Origin of the sequence: Citrobacter sp. C1, assembly GCF_014596895.2 — a bacterium.
Taxonomy (GTDB): Bacteria; Pseudomonadota; Gammaproteobacteria; order Enterobacterales; family Enterobacteriaceae; genus Citrobacter; species Citrobacter gillenii.
In genome coordinates this window covers 640259-658337 of the sequence record NZ_CP115035.1, presented here as the reverse complement: position 1 = coordinate 658337, position 18079 = coordinate 640259, and the positions used below count along the sequence as shown (strand labels likewise).

Annotated in this window: 12 protein-coding genes and 1 tRNA gene; 11 read left to right on the top strand and 2 right to left on the bottom strand. The window is 51.7% G+C overall.

The features are described 5' to 3' along the window. Positions 1–6: 6 nt before the first annotated feature. The gene (gene tsaD, locus IB214_RS03205) at positions 7–1020 is read right to left on the bottom strand and encodes a tRNA (adenosine(37)-N6)-threonylcarbamoyltransferase complex transferase subunit TsaD (RefSeq protein WP_117342686.1); all 1014 of its coding nucleotides are present in this window, start codon (positions 1018–1020) and stop codon (positions 7–9) included. Positions 1021–1255: 235 nt separating this feature from the next. On the opposite strand from tsaD, the gene rpsU reads away from it, so the two are divergent. From rpsU to rpoD, 3 genes are all read left to right on the top strand, one after another. Continuing rightward, on the top strand, positions 1256–1471 hold the full coding sequence (rpsU, locus tag IB214_RS03200) for a 30S ribosomal protein S21 (protein WP_001144069.1): 216 nt from the start codon (positions 1256–1258) through the stop codon (positions 1469–1471). Positions 1472–1705: 234 nt separating this feature from the next. Then, positions 1706–3451: a DNA primase gene (gene dnaG, locus IB214_RS03195; RefSeq protein WP_117342687.1), complete on the top strand. Its 1746-nt coding sequence runs from the start codon at positions 1706–1708 to the stop codon at positions 3449–3451. Positions 3452–3735: 284 nt separating this feature from the next. Next, complete coding sequence (rpoD, locus tag IB214_RS03190; RefSeq protein ID WP_096755616.1) at positions 3736–5580, top strand: RNA polymerase sigma factor RpoD; 1845 nt, start codon at positions 3736–3738, stop codon at positions 5578–5580. Between the two features lie 44 nt (positions 5581–5624). On the opposite strand, the gene mug is transcribed toward rpoD, so the two are convergent. After that, on the bottom strand, positions 5625–6131 hold the full coding sequence (gene mug, locus IB214_RS03185; protein WP_115257458.1) for a G/U mismatch-specific DNA glycosylase: 507 nt from the start codon (positions 6129–6131) through the stop codon (positions 5625–5627). Positions 6132–6255: 124 nt separating this feature from the next. On the opposite strand from mug, the gene IB214_RS03180 reads away from it, so the two are divergent. The 8 genes from IB214_RS03180 (at position 6256) to IB214_RS03145 (ending at position 18078) form a co-directional block, all read left to right on the top strand. Continuing rightward, positions 6256–6331 (top strand) — tRNA-Ile (locus IB214_RS03180). A 785-nt stretch (positions 6332–7116) separates the two neighbouring features. Continuing rightward, a complete protein-coding gene (locus IB214_RS03175; RefSeq protein WP_117342688.1) occupies positions 7117–8532 on the top strand; it encodes a mannose-1-phosphate guanylyltransferase/mannose-6-phosphate isomerase in 1416 nt (471 codons plus the stop codon). A gap of 23 nt (positions 8533–8555) precedes the next feature. Continuing rightward, complete coding sequence (gene rfbK, locus IB214_RS03170; RefSeq protein WP_117342689.1) at positions 8556–9932, top strand: O9 family phosphomannomutase RfbK; 1377 nt, start codon at positions 8556–8558, stop codon at positions 9930–9932. A gap of 1 nt (position 9933) precedes the next feature. Further along, positions 9934–10728: an O8 family O-antigen export ABC transporter permease subunit gene (gene wzm / locus IB214_RS03165; RefSeq protein ID WP_117342690.1), complete on the top strand. Its 795-nt coding sequence runs from the start codon at positions 9934–9936 to the stop codon at positions 10726–10728. After that, positions 10728–11942, top strand: a complete 1215-nt coding sequence (gene wzt, locus IB214_RS03160) for an O8 family O-antigen export ABC transporter ATP-binding subunit (RefSeq protein WP_117342691.1) — start codon at positions 10728–10730, stop codon at positions 11940–11942. Before wzm ends, wzt begins: the two co-directional genes overlap by 1 nt. Then, the gene (locus IB214_RS03155) at positions 11942–13222 is read left to right on the top strand and encodes a methyltransferase domain-containing protein (protein WP_117342692.1); all 1281 of its coding nucleotides are present in this window, start codon (positions 11942–11944) and stop codon (positions 13220–13222) included. The genes wzt and IB214_RS03155 overlap by 1 nt, the downstream gene beginning before the upstream one ends. A 2-nt stretch (positions 13223–13224) precedes the next feature. Further along, entirely contained in the window at positions 13225–16863 is a 3639-nt protein-coding gene (locus IB214_RS03150; RefSeq protein ID WP_117342693.1) for a glycosyltransferase, read from the top strand. Between the two features lie 69 nt (positions 16864–16932). Continuing rightward, the gene (locus IB214_RS03145; RefSeq protein WP_117342694.1) at positions 16933–18078 is read left to right on the top strand and encodes a glycosyltransferase family 1 protein; all 1146 of its coding nucleotides are present in this window, start codon (positions 16933–16935) and stop codon (positions 18076–18078) included. The last annotated feature ends 1 nt before the right edge of the window (position 18079 follow it).

Below are 18079 nucleotides of genomic sequence, written 5' to 3'. Positions count from 1 at the left end.
GTACGCTTACGCCGCCGGTAACTCCGCCAGCGGCCAGCGTGGACGCACGGTGACACCAAGGTCTGCCGTTGCTCCGGCTTTAAAACGCACCATGCCCGCATAGGCGATCATCGCCCCGTTATCGGTACAAAATTCCGGGCGCGCATAGAACACTTCGCCACGGCGTTTTTGCATCATTTCCGCAAGTGCGGCCCGCAGGGTACGGTTAGCGCTCACGCCCCCCGCCATCACCAGACGCTTAAAACCGGTTTGATCCAGCGCGCGTTTGCACTTGATCATCAGCGTATCGACCACCGCATCTTCAAATGCACGGGCGATATCCGCACGGGTCTGATCGTCGTTTTCGTTATTACGAATGGTATTCGCGGCGAACGTTTTCAGGCCTGAGAAGCTGAAATCCAGCCCCGGACGATCGGTCATCGGGCGCGGGAAGACAAAACGCTTTTCCACGCCCTGAGACGCCAGCTTAGACAGCATCGGGCCACCTGGATAATCCAGCCCCAGCAGTTTGGCCGTTTTATCGAACGCTTCACCGGCCGCATCGTCGATCGATTCGCCCAGCAACTCATACTGTCCAATACCGGTGACGCTAATCAGCTGCGTGTGTCCGCCAGAAACCAGCAGCGCTACAAAAGGATATTCCGGCGGATTATCTTCCAGCATCGGTGCCAGCAAATGGCCTTCCATATGGTGTACAGGAATGGCCGGAACATTCCAGGCGAACGCCAGAGAACGCCCTACGGTCGCCCCCACCAGCAGCGCACCGACCAGACCCGGTCCTGCGGTATAGGCCACCGCATCAATATCTTTTGCCGTTAACCCTGCTTCAATCAGCGCCGCCTGAATCAACGGTACGGTTTTACGCACGTGATCGCGCGAAGCCAATTCAGGCACAACCCCACCGTAGTCAGCGTGCAATTTCACCTGACTATACAATTGGTTGGCTAAAAGACCTTTTTCATCGTCGTAAATGGCGATGCCGGTTTCATCGCAGGATGTTTCAATTCCCAGTACACGCATGACTTGTTTTACCTCGCTCTAATACCGCGCAGTGTAGGTCGAATGCGGGTTGATGTAAAACTTTGTTCGCCCAAGGAAGAACCCTCGTGTATACTCCTCACCCTTATAAAAGTCCCTTTCAAAATCGCGTCGGTGCTTTACAAAGCAGCAGCAATTGCAGTAAAATTCCGCACCATTTTGAAATAAGCTGGCGTAGATGCCAGCGGCAAACCGAATTTATAAAGGTGAGAGTTACATGCCGGTAATTAAAGTACGTGAAAACGAGCCGTTCGACGTAGCACTGCGTCGCTTCAAGCGTTCCTGCGAGAAAGCAGGTGTTCTGGCGGAAGTTCGTCGTCGTGAGTTCTATGAAAAACCGACTACCGAACGTAAGCGCGCTAAAGCTTCTGCTGTGAAACGTCACGCGAAGAAACTGGCTCGCGAAAACGCACGCCGCACTCGTCTGTACTAATCTATTGGGAGCTAAGGCTCTCAATTCAGACTGAGTTGTAGTTGTAAGGCCGTGCTTCCGGAAGGAATGCGCGGCTTATTTTCGTTTATACATCAGTAACTACACAAAATCATTCACACTGTATCAAGACGGCAAGTGAGTGAATCCCCGGAGCTTACTTAAGTAAGTGACAGGGGTGAGCGAGCGCAGCCAACGCAGAGACAGTTTGAAGGATGAAGTGTAATAACGGGGCATATGGCTGGACGAATCCCACGTGTATTCATTAATGACCTGCTGGCAAGAACCGACATCGTCGATCTCATCGATGCACGAGTTAAGCTGAAAAAGCAGGGCAAAAATTATCATGCGTGTTGTCCGTTCCATAACGAGAAAACCCCCTCTTTCACCGTAAACGGTGAAAAACAGTTTTATCACTGCTTTGGGTGTGGCGCGCACGGCAACGCCGTCGACTTTCTCATGAACTACGACAAGCTCGAGTTTGTGGAAACCGTCGAAGAACTGGCCGCAATGCACAACCTTGAAGTGCCTTATGAAGCAGGCAACGGCCCCAGTCAGATAGAGCGCCATCAACGGCAAAGCCTCTATCAATTGATGGACGGCCTGAACACTTTTTATCAACAGTCTCTGATACAACCCGCCGCTACCCCTGCGCGCCAGTACCTGGAAAAGCGAGGACTCAGTAGCGACGTGATCGATCGTTTTGCTATTGGTTTTGCCCCCCCCGGTTGGGACAACGTCCTGAAACGGTTTGGCGGCAATCCTGAGAATCGCCAGGCATTGATTGACGCGGGTATGTTGGTGACCAACGATCAGGGACGCAGTTACGATCGCTTCCGTGAGCGAGTGATGTTCCCTATCCGCGACAAACGCGGTCGGGTCATTGGTTTTGGTGGACGCGTGCTGGGCGATGCCCTGCCGAAGTACCTGAACTCCCCGGAAACCGATATTTTCCATAAAGGTCGCCAGCTGTATGGCCTTTATGAAGCCCAGCAGGATAACGCCGATCCGCAGCGCCTGTTAGTGGTTGAAGGCTATATGGATGTGGTGGCGTTGGCCCAATACGGCATTAACTACGCCGTGGCCTCCCTCGGGACGTCAACCACTGCCGATCACATCCAGCTGTTGTTCCGTGCGACGAACCAAGTGATTTGTTGTTACGACGGTGACCGGGCCGGACGCGATGCCGCATGGCGCGCGCTGGAAACTGCACTGCCGTATATGACGGACGGACGCCAGCTGCGCTTTATGTTTCTACCTGACGGTGAAGATCCCGATACGCTGGTGCGTAAAGAAGGGAAAGAAGCCTTTGAAGCCCGGATGGAGCAAGCCTTACCGCTCTCCGCGTTTCTGTTTAACAGCCTGTTACCACAGGTAGATTTGAGTACCCCGGACGGACGAGCACAGCTCAGTACGCTGGCCTTGCCGCTGATCACGCAGGTCCCGGGCGAAACGTTGCGCATTTATCTGCGGCAGGAGTTGGGAAACAAGCTAGGCATTCTGGATGACAGCCAGCTTGAACGTTTAATGCCAAAACTGGCAGAAAATGGAGCTTCCCGCCCTGTTCCACAGCTAAAACGTACGACCATGCGTATACTTATAGGGTTACTGGTACAGAACCCAGGTTTAGCCCCGCTGGTGCCGCCGTTAGGCGCTCTGGATCAAAATAAGTTGCCCGGCCTTGGCTTATTCAGAGAACTGGTCAACACTTGTCTGGCCCAGCCAGGTCTGACCACCGGACAACTGTTAGAACACTATCGTGGCACAAATGATGCGGCCACCCTTGAAAAACTGTCGATGTGGGACGATATAGCAGATAAAGATATCGCGGAAAAAACCTTCACCGACTCACTCAACCATATGTTTGATTCGATGCTTGAACTGCGCCAGGAAGAGTTGATAGCTCGTGAGCGCACACATGGTTTAAGCAACGAAGAACGCCGGGAACTCTGGACGCTGAACCAGGAACTGGCCAAGAAATAAGAGAAAGACAAAACAAAGACAAAATCATTCGCGTTGTATCAAGGCAGCAAGTGAACGAACGCCTGGGAGTGTACATAAGTACATGACCAGGAAGAGAGAACGCAGCTAACGCAGAGACAACGTGAAAGATGAAGTATTTAACGGCTTAACTGCCGAATATCGATCGGGAAGCCCCCGACAGCCGCACGGAGAGGCAGCGGCAAAATATAAGTATGCCCTCGTTTTGCCGTTGGCGGTTTTACCGCCCAACACCAATCAAACGAATTAAGTGTGGATACCGTCTTATGGAGCAAAACCCGCAGTCACAGCTGAAGCTACTTGTCCAACGTGGTAAGGAGCAAGGCTATCTGACCTATGCCGAGGTCAATGACCATCTGCCGGAAGATATCGTCGATTCAGATCAAATCGAAGACATCATCCAAATGATCAATGACATGGGTATTCAGGTGATGGAAGAAGCACCGGATGCCGATGATCTGCTGCTTGCTGAAACCTCCAACAGCACCGATGAAGACGCGGAAGAAGCGGCTGCCCAGGTTCTGTCCAGCGTTGAGTCCGAAATCGGTCGTACAACTGACCCGGTGCGCATGTACATGCGTGAAATGGGTACCGTTGAACTGTTAACCCGTGAAGGCGAAATTGACATCGCTAAACGTATCGAAGACGGGATTAACCAGGTTCAATGCTCCGTTGCAGAATACCCGGAAGCCATCACCTATCTGCTCGAGCAGTACGATCGCGTAGAAGCTGAAGAAGCGCGTCTTTCCGACCTGATCACCGGCTTTGTCGATCCGAACGCGGAAGAAGACATGGCACCAACGGCGACGCACGTCGGGTCTGAACTCTCTCAGGAAGAGATGGATGACGACGAAGACGAAGATGAAGAAGAAGACGACGACAGCAGCGATGACGACAACAGCATCGACCCTGAATTAGCGCGCGAGAAATTCGGTGAACTGCGTACTCAGTACGAAATCACCCGCGACACTATCAAAGCGAAAGGCCGCAGCCATGCTGCCGCGCAGGAAGAAATTCAGAAGCTGTCTGAAGTGTTCAAACAGTTCCGCCTGGTGCCGAAGCAGTTCGACTACCTGGTAAACAGCATGCGCGTCATGATGGACCGCGTGCGTACTCAGGAACGTCTGATCATGAAGCTCTGCGTTGAGCAGTGCAAAATGCCGAAGAAAAACTTCATCACCCTGTTCACCGGCAACGAAACCAGCGAAACCTGGTTCAACGCGGCTATCGCGATGAACAAACCGTGGTCTGAAAAACTGCACGACGTGGCAGATGATGTCCACCGCGGCCTGCAGAAACTGCGTCAAATTGAAGAAGAAACCGGCCTGACCATCGAGCAGGTTAAAGACATCAACCGTCGTATGTCCATCGGTGAAGCGAAAGCCCGCCGTGCGAAAAAAGAGATGGTTGAAGCGAACTTGCGTCTGGTTATCTCTATCGCTAAGAAATACACCAACCGCGGTCTGCAATTCCTCGATCTGATTCAGGAAGGCAACATCGGTCTGATGAAAGCGGTAGATAAGTTTGAATACCGTCGTGGTTATAAGTTCTCCACCTATGCAACCTGGTGGATCCGTCAGGCGATCACCCGCTCTATCGCAGATCAGGCGCGTACCATTCGTATTCCGGTGCATATGATTGAGACCATTAACAAGCTCAACCGTATCTCCCGCCAGATGCTGCAAGAGATGGGCCGCGAGCCAACGCCGGAAGAGCTGGCTGAACGCATGCTAATGCCGGAAGACAAGATCCGTAAAGTGCTGAAGATTGCCAAAGAGCCTATCTCCATGGAAACGCCGATCGGCGACGATGAAGATTCGCATCTGGGTGATTTCATCGAGGATACCACCCTCGAGCTGCCGCTGGACTCTGCCACCACCGAGAGCCTGCGTGCCGCAACGCACGACGTTCTGGCTGGCCTGACAGCGCGTGAAGCAAAAGTTCTGCGTATGCGTTTCGGTATCGATATGAACACCGACCACACGCTGGAAGAAGTAGGGAAACAGTTCGACGTTACCCGCGAACGTATCCGTCAGATCGAAGCGAAGGCGCTGCGTAAACTGCGTCACCCGAGCCGTTCTGAAGTGCTTCGTAGCTTCCTCGACGATTAATCTCGCCGTATAAACATCAACGCCACCGCAAGGTGGCGTTTTTTTTACATCCCACGCATAACCAGCGCGTCATCTAATTCCCGATACGCCGCCACTAACTTATCCAGCGTAATCCGGCTTAACCCACTCGGGTTCGGCAACACCCAGATCTGCGTCGCGCCAATCGTCAGCGTCTGTTTCCCCCACTGTGCACCACGCTGGCTAAACCCTTGCTCAAATGCCTGTTTTCCCAAAATAGCGAGCGCCGCTGGCTGATAGTCTTCAATCTTCTCAACGAGCTGACGACCACCGCTACGCATCTCCTCGAGCTTCACTTCATTGGCCTGCACCGTCGGCCTGTCGACAAATTTGGTGACGCCACAGCGAAAATCCAGCAGGTGTTGTGCCTCTTCTGGCTTTAGCAGGCGATCGGTAAATCCCGCCTGATGGATGACCTTCCAAAAGCGGTTAGCAGGATGCGCAAAGGGAAAACCTGTACCTGCCGAAGAGAGCCCCGGATTGATGCCGCAAAAAACCACCCGCAGCCCCGGCGCCAGTATGTCCTTAACCATAATCACTCCGCACAATACATCAGGCAACCAGTATAACGGACTGAAAACACATTGTTTATAAAAACAGCATCCGTACGCTTATGGCTGGATTGCAACGCAGAGTTACTTTATAATCCACCGCCACGGCCCCTTAGCTCAGTGGTTAGAGCAGGCGACTCATAATCGCTTGGTCGCTGGTTCAAGTCCAGCAGGGGCCACCAGATAAAACAAGGACTTAGATAAGAAATTATCTAGGTCTTTTTTCTTTGCGTCAAATTTGGGTCAGGTAACGTTTTGGATTCGAACCTGAAATGCCAACTTCCAGACTAAAGGTTTACATGAACACTTTTGCTTCGGACGTCCATGTTCTGCTGCGACGACTCGTCAGCGAAGAAACTCCAAACTTGAGTGAGTACGATGGACTGACCCCATCCCGGTAAACGATCCTGCCCTATAGTCAAGCACGGTGCGGTCTGCCGCCACTACACCACGACTAGAAGAGAATCTGGCTCAGGGAATATCACCAGACATGTAAAACCGTCATCGCTTTTAGTTGGGAAGAAAACATAACAAAAACCATTCCGGCGTTACATGATCCGTCGATTTTATTGAACTAGCCGCTGCAAAGTACCAGTAAAACCGATGATGAATATTTACCAGGAAGATAAAACTGCTGTAAAATTACTTTAGTGAATAATTTAACGATATCTAACTGATTAACAAATGTGAACTTAAGATGACCAAACCATCAACCATCGTCGGAGCCACTGGCGCTTTAGCAACCGCAGGGGCTGCGACTTCGACAGCATCAACCATTGCGGGCGCTGCTGTAGTTTACGGACTGGTTAAGATTTTTAAAGATTAGTTATAAAAAGTTATCCTATTTCTCTGAATGAGATCAAATAAGATATAGCATTGTATTATAACAACAGAGAAGTTCAGTGCCGGGCTTATACCACTAGACGCCGTTTGATTGATAGCAAAAAAATTATTTAAGGATTCCATTATGTTACTTCCTGTGATTATGGCAGGTGGCACCGGTAGCCGCCTGTGGCCGATGTCCCGTGAACTCTATCCAAAACAGTTCCTGCGACTGTACGGGCAGAACTCCATGTTGCAGGAAACCATCTCGCGCCTCTCCGGGCTGGATATCCATGAACCCATGGTGATCTGCAACGAAGAGCACCGTTTTCTGGTAGCCGAACAGCTGAGACAACTCAATAAGCTGTCGAAAAATATCATCCTTGAGCCGGTGGGCCGCAATACCGCCCCGGCTATCGCGCTCGCGGCATTACAGGCCACGCAGAATGGCGATGACCCGCTGATGCTGGTGCTGGCGGCTGACCATATCATTAATAATCAGCAGGTCTTCCACGACGCTATCCGCGTGGCGGAACAGTACGCGCAGGGCGACCACCTGGTGACGTTCGGCATCGTGCCGAACACCCCGGAAACCGGCTACGGTTATATCCAGCGTGGCGATGCGCTGAGTGAGGGAGAGCACACACCTTATCAGGTCGCCCGTTTTGTGGAGAAACCTGACCTTGAGCGTGCGCAGGCCTATCTGGCCTCCGGCGAATACTACTGGAACAGCGGCATGTTTATGTTCCGGGCGAAAAAGTACCTCTCCGAGCTGGCGAAATTCCGCCCGGATATCCTTAAGGCCTGCACTGCTGCCGTCCGGACGGCCGACAGCGGCAGCGATTTTATCAGCATCCCGCATGATGTGTTCAGTACCTGTCCGGATGAATCTGTCGATTACGCGGTTATGGAAAAAACCTCCGATGCGGTGGTGGTGGGCCTGGATGCAGACTGGAGCGACGTCGGCTCCTGGTCTGCACTGTGGGAGGTCAGCCCGAAAGATGAAACGGGTAATGTGTTAAAGGGAGATGCCTGGGTACACAACAGCCAGAACTGCTACATCAACAGTGACGAAAAGCTGGTGGCAGCGATTGGCGTTGAGGACCTGGTGATTGTCAGCACCAAGGACGCGGTGCTGGTGATGAACAAAAATCGCGCCCAGGACGTGAAAAAGGTCGTTGAGTACCTGAAGAGCAACCAACGCAGCGAATATAAACGTCACCGCGAAATCTACCGTCCGTGGGGGCGCTGCGACGTGGTGGTGCAGACGCCGCGCTTTAACGTTAACCGTATTACCGTCAAACCGGGTGGCGCATTCTCCATGCAGATGCATCATCACCGCGCCGAGCACTGGGTGATCCTTGCGGGCACGGGGCAGATAACGGTCAATGGCAAGCAGTTCCTGCTCACTGAGAATCAGTCGACCTTTATTCCCATCGGTGCCGAACACTGCCTGGAAAACCCGGGACGTATCCCGCTGGAAGTGCTAGAAATTCAGTCCGGGTCGTATCTGGGCGAAGACGACATTATCCGTATTAAAGACCAGTATGGTCGTTGCTAACTTTTGCAGGACATTGACTCAGAATGACACAGCTTAACTGTTTTAAAGCCTATGATATTCGCGGCAAACTGGGTGAAGAATTAAACGAAGATATCGCCTATCGCATCGGGCGCGCCTATGGTGAGTTCCTGAAGCCAAAACAAATCGTGGTGGGCGGCGATGTCCGTCTGACCAGCGAGTCCCTGAAGCTGGCGCTGGCCAACGGCCTGATGGATGCGGGTACCGATGTGCTGGATATCGGTCTGAGCGGCACCGAAGAGATTTACTTCGCCACGTTCCATCTGGGCGTGGACGGCGGCATTGAAGTGACGGCCAGCCATAATCCGATGAACTATAACGGTATGAAACTGGTTCGTGACAACGCGAAGCCCATCAGCGGCGATACCGGCCTGCGCGATATCCAGCGTCTGGCGGAAGAGAATCAGTTTCTTCCGGTGGACGCATCCCGTCGCGGTACCCTGCGTCAGATATCTGTCCTGCAGGAATACGTGGACCATCTGATGGGCTACGTGAATCTGGCAAACTTCACCCGCCCGCTGAAGCTGGTGGTGAACTCCGGCAACGGTGCCGCCGGTCATGTGATTGATGAAGTGGAAAAGCGTTTTGCCACCGCAGGCGTGCCGGTGACCTTTATTAAGGTGCATCACCAGCCGGACGGTAATTTCCCCAACGGTATCCCTAATCCGCTGCTGCCGGAATGCCGCCAGGATACCGCTGATGCGGTACGCAAGCACGGAGCGGATATGGGGATTGCCTTTGACGGTGACTTTGACCGCTGCTTTATGTTTGATAATGATGCTGAATTTATCGAAGGGTATTATATAGTTGGCCTGCTGGCGGAAGCCTTCCTGCAAAAGCAGCCGGGGGCCAAAATTATTCATGACCCGCGCCTGACGTGGAACACGGTGGATATCGTGACCCGCAGCGGCGGCAGGCCGGTGATGTCGAAGACCGGACATGCGTTCATTAAAGAGCGTATGCGTCAGGAAGATGCGATTTACGGCGGTGAGATGAGTGCGCATCACTATTTCCGTGATTTCGCCTACTGTGACAGCGGGATGATCCCGTGGTTGCTGGTAGCGGAGCTGCTGTGTCTGAAAAACAGCCCGCTAAAAGCGCTGGTGGCGGACAGGCAGGCGGCGTTCCCGGCCTCCGGGGAAATTAACCGCAAGCTGGAGAATGCAGCAGCGGCGATTGCGCGCATCCGCGAACGGTATGAGGCGGATGCGGCAAACGTGGACACTACCGACGGCATCAGTATTGAATACCCGGAGTGGCGCTTTAACCTGCGCAGCTCGAATACGGAGCCAGTGGTACGCCTCAATGTGGAGTCAAAAGCAGCGCCTGCGCTGATGAAAGAAAAAACAGCAGAGCTGTTACACCTGTTAAGCGGGGAATAAGGTGAGAGAATTGTTCACGACGATTTATCGCTATCGGGGATTTATCTGGAGTAGCGTTAAGCGCGATTTTCAGGCACGCTATCAAACCAGCATGTTGGGCGCGCTATGGCTGGTTTTACAGCCGCTCTCAATGATTCTGGTTTACACCCTGGTCTTTTCCGAAGTGATGAAAGCCAGGATGCCGGATAACACCGGTCCGTTTGCCTACAGTATTTATCTCTGTTCTGGCGTGCTGACCTGGGGACTATTTACGGAGATGCTGGATAAAGGGCAGAGCGTGTTTATTAACAACGCCAACCTGATAAAAAAACTAAGTTTTCCGAAAATTTGCTTGCCGATTATTGTCACTTTATCAGCGGTTCTTAATTTTGCGATTATCTTCAGCTTGTTCCTGATTTTTATCATTGTCACCGGCAACTTTCCCGGCTGGTTATTCTTTTCAGTGATCCCGATTTTACTATTGCAGGTACTATTTGCTGGTGGTTTAGGCATGGTTTTAGGCGTCATGAACGTCTTTTTCCGTGATGTCGGTCAACTTGTGGGCGTCGCGCTCCAGTTCTGGTTCTGGTTTACACCTATCGTCTACGTGCTTAATTCATTACCCGAATGGGCGAAAAATCTGCTGTTGTATAATCCGATGACGCGTGTCATGCAGTCATATCAGTCAATATTTGCCTACCATCAGGCGCCCAACTGGTATTCGTTATGGCCGGTACTGGCTCTTGCCATTATTTTCTGCATCATCGGCTTCAGGATGTTCCGCAAGCATGCGGCAGATATGGTGGATGAATTATAATGAGCGATATCAGAGTAAATAATGTTGGTAAGGCCTATCGCCAGTATCACTCAAAAACCGGCCGACTGATTGAATGGTTATCTCCTTTTAACACTAAACGCCATAACCTGAAATGGATCCTTAGCGACATCAACTTTGAAGTCGCTCCCGGCGAGGCGGTTGGGATCATCGGGATAAACGGCGCGGGTAAAAGCACTCTCCTGAAGCTGATTACCGGAACGTCCAGACCGACGACCGGAAATATTGAAATCTCCGGGCGCGTTGCGGCGCTACTGGAGTTAGGGATGGGGTTTCACTCCGATTTTACCGGTCGGCAAAACGTCTATATGTCCGGGCAACTGCTGGGGCTGTCGTCAGAAAAAATTACTGAGCTGATGCCCGAGATCGAAGAGTTTGCCGAAATTGGCGACTATATCGACCAGCCGGTACGCGTTTATTCAAGCGGCATGCAAGTGCGTCTTGCCTTTAGCGTAGCGACGGCTATTCGCCCGGATGTGCTGATTATTGATGAAGCTTTATCCGTAGGCGATGCCTATTTCCAGCATAAAAGTTTCGAGCGTATTCGTAAATTCCGCAAGGAAGGGACCACGCTTTTGCTGGTATCCCATGATAAGCAGGCTATCCAAAGCATCTGCGATCGCGCCATTTTATTGAATAAAGGCCGTATCGAGATGGAAGGCGAGCCGGAAACCGTCATGGATTATTACAATGCGCTGCTGGCGGACAAGCAAAATCAGTCCATCAAACAAGTCGAGCATAACGGTAAAACGCAAACTGTTTCCGGCACTGGCGAAGTGACCATTTCGGAAGTGAACCTACTGGATGAACAACGGAATGTGACTGAATTCGCTGCGGTAGGGCAACGCGTTCACCTGCAGGTGAGTGTCCAGGTTGAGAAAGATATTCCTGAACTGGTTGTTGGTTACATGATTAAGGATCGCCTGGGGCAACCTATCTTTGGGACCAATACGCATCATCTGAATCAGGCTCTTACCTCCTTGAAAAAAGGGGAAAAACGCTCATTCTTGTTCTCTTTCGACGCTAACCTAGGCATTGGCTCCTATTCTGTTGCCGTTGCGTTGCATACTTCAAGTACCCATCTGGGCAAAAACTACGAGTGGCGCGATCTGGCTGTGGTATTCAACGTCGTGAATACGGATCAAAAAGAGTTTGTCGGTGTGTCCTGGCTGCCGCCTGAACTGGAGATTTCTTAATGGGTTCGTCGTTTTATCGTTCATTTGAAGAACGACACAGAGGTTCGGTCGAAGATATTAAGGGCCGCCTGAGTTTTTATTTACCCTTTTTGACGCGTCTGAAAGCGTGCTATCCCGATGGGATGATTGCCGATATTGGCTGCGGCCGCGGAGAATGGCTGGAGATCCTCAATGAAAACGCTATCGCTAACGTTGGCATTGACCTTGATGACGGTATGCTGGCGCGCGCTCAGGAAGCCGGGCTAAACGTGCAGAAAATGGACTGCCTGCAGTTCCTTGAGCTGCAGGAAGACGAAAGTCTGATCGCACTGACCGGTTTCCATATTGCTGAACATCTGCCTTTTGAGGTTTTGCAGCAGCTCGTCAAGCACACCTTACGTGTGTTGAAGCCCGGCGGCTTGCTGATTCTTGAAACACCGAATCCGGAAAACCTGAGCGTCGGATCCTGTTCATTCTATATGGACCCGACTCATCACCATCCGCTGCCGCCGCCGTTGCTGGAGTTTCTGCCTATTCACTACGGCTTTAATCGTGCGATAACCGTGCGTCTGCAGGAAAAAGACGCCCTGAAACCCGCTAATGCCTCGGTTAGGCTGATTGATGTCCTCAAAGGCGTTAGTCCGGATTACAGCATCATTGCGCAGAAAGATGCGCAGCCTGAGCTTCTCGCCGGCTTCGAGCCATTGTTTACCCAACAATATGGCCTGACGCTGGATGCTTTAAGTGACCGATACGATGCTATTTTGGGTGAACAGCTTGAGGCTTCTGCTACGCAACTGGAAGCGCTTGAGCAATCGTACGCCCGAAAAATAGGTGAAATGGCGCAGGGCATTCAGCTCCTGCAGAGCCAGCTGGGCGAACTCAACCGACTTGTGGCGCATAACCACCAGCTTAATCAGCAGGTTACTAATTTACATAACAGCCGCTCGTGGAGAATCACCCAGCCGCTGCGCTGGCTCTCATTTCAGCGTCAGTTGTTGCGTCAGGAAGGTATTAAGGTTCGTTCCCGGCGCGCGGCAAGAAAAATATTGCGCAAAGGGATGGCGTTCTCGTTAGTCTTTTTCCATCGCTATCCCAGGTCGAAGGTGTATCTGTTTAAGATCCTCAGAAAAACCGGTAGCTATCAATTGCTCCAGCGCCTGTTCCAGCGCGTGATGCTGGTTTCATCGGACCCGATGATGATGGCGCAGTCCAGAAGATATGATGTAGATACTGAAGAAATGACAAGTCGTGCGTTGAGTATTTATAACGAATTAAAGAATAAAAATACGGAGAGATAACGATGCGTATCGTCATTGACTTACAAGGCGCACAGACAGAAAGCCGCTTTCGTGGCATTGGTCGTTATAGTGTTTCCATCGCCCGAGCGATCATCAGAAATAATAACCAACACGAAGTTTTCATTGCTTTGTCCGCCATGCTCGGGGAATCGATCGCCGATGTGAAGGCGCAGTTCGCCGATCTTCTGCCGGCAGAAAATATTGTCATCTGGCATGCCGCGGGGCCGGTCCGGGCGATGGACAGAGGTAACGAATGGCGTCGGGAAAGCGCTGAGCTGATGCGGGAAGCTTTCCTTGAAGGGCTGTGTCCGGATGTGGTTTTCATTACCAGCCTGTTTGAAGGACACGTCGACGACGCTGTCACCTCGGTGCATAAGTTTAGCCGTCGCTATAAAGTAGCGGTACTGCACCACGATCTGATTCCCCTGGTACAGGCAGAAACCTACCTGCTGGACGATGTTTACAAGCCCTATTATCTGCAGAAAGTTGAGTGGTTAAAAAACGCTGACCTTCTGCTGACTAACTCAGGTTACACCGCGCAGGAAGCAATCGAGCACCTGCATCTGCAGGGTGAACATGTGCAAAGTATCGCCGCCGCAGCGGATCCGCAGTTCTGTGTGGCTGACGTTAGCGCGAGTGAAAAAGAGACGGTGTTGAGCCACTACGGCATTCAGCGCGAGTTTGTCCTGTATGCGCCAGGCGGGTTCGACTCGCGTAAAAACTTTAAGCGCCTGATTGAGGCTTATGCCGGGCTCAGCGATGATTTACGTCGCGCGCACCAATTGGTGATCGTCAGTAAACTCTCTATCGGCGATCGTCAGTATCTTGAGTCCCTGGCTTCCGGCAATGGCCTGCAGCAGGGTGAACTGGTGCTGACCGGCTATGTCCCAGAAAATGAACTGATTCAGCTCTACAGGTTGTGTAAGCTGTTTATCTTTGCCTCGTTGCATGAAGGTTTTGGCCTGCCCGTGCTGGAAGCGATGTCCTGCGGCGCTCCGGCGATTGGCTCAAACGTTACCAGCATTCCTGAAGTTATCGGCAATCCCGATGCGCTGTTTGACCCTTATTCCGTTACGTCCATTCGTGAAAAGATAGTTCAATGCCTGACGGATGCTCATTTCCTAGCGCGAGTGAAAGAACTGGCGCAGCAGCAGGCGGGGAATTTCTCATGGGATAAGGCTGCCGTAACCGCTCTGGAAGCTTTTGAGAAAATCGCAGCAGAGGGAAAAAGCGACGTCCCGTCATCACCAGCGGCGCTGGTGCAGCAAATACTTGCTATCACTCAGGGGCAACCAGAAGATCGTGATTTGCGTTTATGCGCGACGGCTATCGATTACAACCTGAAGACGACTGAACTCTATCAGCTTGATGATGACGCGCTAAACTGGCGCGTAGAGGGGCCATTCGACAGTTCATACAGCCTGGCGTTGGTGAACCGAGAGTTTGCCCGTGCGCTGGCAGGGGATAGCGTGGATGTGCTACTGCATTCGACGGAAGGGCCGGGAGATTTCGCCCCCGATGCGGCGTTTATGGCGCAGGTGGAAAATAGCGATCTGCTTAATTTTTATAATAAATGCCGCGCTGTCGAGGTTGGGGAAAAGGTTGATATCCTCAGCCGTAATATCTACCCACCGCGCGTTGCTGATATGAATGCCCGGGTTAAACTTCTTCACTGCTATGCTTGGGAAGAAACCGGTTTTCCCCAGCCATGGATCGGTGAATTCAACCGTGAACTGGATGGCGTCCTGTGTACTTCAGAGCACGTGCGAAAAGTATTGATCGACAATGGGCTTAGCGTACCAGCCTTTGTGGTCGGCAACGGCTGCGATCACTGGCTGAATACACCGGCAAAATCTGCACATAAGGCCGAAGATGGCACGTTCCGTTTCCTGCATGTCTCTTCCTGCTTCCCGCGTAAGGGCGTGCAGGCAATGCTGCAGGCCTGGGGCAAGGCGTTTACCCGCCGCGATAAAGTCTCCCTTATCATTAAAACCTTCGACAATCCACATAACGAAATCGACGCCTGGCTTGCGCAGGCGCAAAGCGAGTTTGCTGACTATCCTGCTGTTGAAGTGATCAAAGCGGATATGTCGGCCAGCGAGCTGAAAGGCCTTTACGAAAGCTGCGATGTGCTGGTTGCGCCGGGTTGCGCTGAAGGTTTTGGTCTGCCTATTGCTGAAGCGATGCTTAGCGGGCTACCGGCGATTGTCACCAACTGGAGTGGTCAGCTTGATTTTGTAAATTCACAAAATTCCTGGCTGGTGGACTATCAGTTTACGCGGGTAAAAACGCATTTTGGACTGTTTGCTTCCACCTGGGCCAGTGTGGACATCGATAATTTAACCGCTGCCCTGAAGCAAGCCGCTGCAACGGACAAACCCGCGCTGCGAAAAATGGCCGATGCCGGGCGTCAGCTCATTTTATCGCAGTTTACGTGGGCAGCAGTTGCGCAGCGTTCCCAGCAGGCGGTTAAAACCTTGCGAGCGCACATTGATATTGCTCAGCACCGGGCGCGGATCGGCTGGTTGACTACCTGGAATACGAAGTGCGGCATCGCGACCTATTCTCAGCATTTAGTGGAAAGCGCGCCGCAGAGTGCAGATGTAATTTTTGCTCCCCAGGTCAGCGCCGAAGAGTTGGTTAATCCTGATGAAGACTTTGTGCTGCGCAACTGGATAGTCGGTAAAGAAAACAACTATCTGGAAAATCTCCAGCAGCAAATTGATGCGCTGCGCCTTGACGTGATTGTGATTCAGTTCAACTACGGTTTCTTTAATCATCGTGAACTGGCTGCGTTTATTCATCACCAGCATGATGCCGGTCGCGTAGTGGTTATGGTGATGCATTCGACGGTGGACCCGCAAAAAGAGCCAGCGTGGAACTTCCGCCTTGCTGAAATGGCAGATGCGCTGGCGCTGTGCGATCGGTTGTTGGTGCATTCTATTGCCGATATGAACCGTCTAAAAGGGCTGGGTTTGACCGATAACGTCGCCTTGTTCCCTCATGGGGTCATTAATTATTCGGCTTCGGTTATTCAGAACAAACCGCAGACATTGCCGTTAATCGCCAGCTACGGTTTTTGTTTACCACACAAGGGGCTGATGGAGCTGGTTGAATCCGTTCATCGGTTGAAGCAGGCTGGAAAGCCGGTTCGTTTACGGTTGGTGAATGCCGAATATCCGGTAGGAGAATCGCGTGACCTGGTGGCTGAATTGAAAGCAGTGGCTCAGCGTCTTGGCGTAACGGATCTGGTTGAGATGCATAATGATTTTCTACCTGATGATGAAAGTCTGCGCTTGCTCTCAGAAGCTGACCTGCTGATTTTTGCCTATCAGAATACCGGTGAGTCAGCGAGCGGCGCGGTACGCTACGGTATGGCGACGCAAAAGCCTGTTGCCGTCACACAGCTGGCGATATTTGATGACCTGGACGATGCCGTCTTTAAATTTGATGGTTGCGGCCTGGATGATATCAGTCAGGGAATTGACCGCATTCTGCAGTCTATTCATCAGCAGGATACCTGGGCGCTCAGTACTCAGAAACGCGCTGATGCTTGGCGGGAACAACATGATTATCATGCCGTTTCTCGCCGCTTGGTTAACATGTGCCAAGGCTTAGCTAAAGCTAAATTATTTAAATAAAAATATTCCCCCCCTTCTATTTTTTGCCTTTAAAAACATGGGGGGCCAGCTGATGATGTGTAATTTATTATGAAAATTATTTTTGCAACTGAGCCAATTAAATACCCATTAACGGGCATTGGTCGGTATTCCCTGGAACTGGTAAAACGGCTGGCGGTCGCCCACGAAATCGAAGAGCTGAAGTTGTTTAGTGGCGCGTCGTTCATCGATCACATCCCCCAGGTGGAGAATAAAAGCAATATCAAGGCCAGCAATAATGGCCGCCTATCGGCATTTCTGCGCCAGCAGGTGCTGTTGATCGAGGCGTATCGTCTGTTGCATCCGCGGCGTCAGGCATGGGCGCTGCGTGATTATAAAGACTACATTTACCATGGTCCCAATTTCTATCTACCACATCGCCTAGAACGCGCTGTAACCACGTTTCACGACATCTCCATTTTTACCTGCCCGGAATATCATCCAAAAGATCGGGTTCGCTATATGGAGAAGTCGCTGCAAGATAGCCTTGATTCGGCAAAGCTGATCTTGACCGTGTCAGACTTCTCGCGTAGTGAAATTATCCGTCTGTTCAACTATCCAGCAGAACGGATCATCACCACTAAACTGGCCTGCAGCAGCGACTATATTCCGCGCAGCCTAGCGGAGTGTCTGGAGGTACTGCAAAAATATCAGCTGACGTGGCAGGGATATACGTTATATATCGGCACTATGGAGCCGCGTAAAAATATCCGCGGCCTGCTGCAGAGCTATCAACTGCTGCCAATGGAGATGCGCATGCGTTACCCGCTGATCCTCAGCGGCTATCGTGGCTGGGAAAAGGATGAGCTATGGCAGTTAGTCGAACGCGGTACGCGTGAAGGATGGCTCAGTTACCTGGGCTACGTCCCGGATGAAGACCTACCTTACCTGTATGCAGCGGCTAGAACCTTTGTTTATCCCTCCTTTTATGAGGGATTTGGTTTACCTATTCTTGAAGCGATGTCTTGCGGTGTGCCGGTTGTATGTTCCAATGTCACTTCTTTGCCTGAGGTGGTTGGCGATGCCGGCCTCGTTGCCGATCCTAATGATGTAGACGCGATTAGCGCGAATATTTTGCAAAGCCTGCAGGATAATAGTTGGCGGGAAATCGCCAGCGCCCGCGGTCTTGCTCAGGCGAAACAGTTTTCGTGGGAGAACTGTACGACCCAGACCATTAACGCCTATAAATTACTTTAAG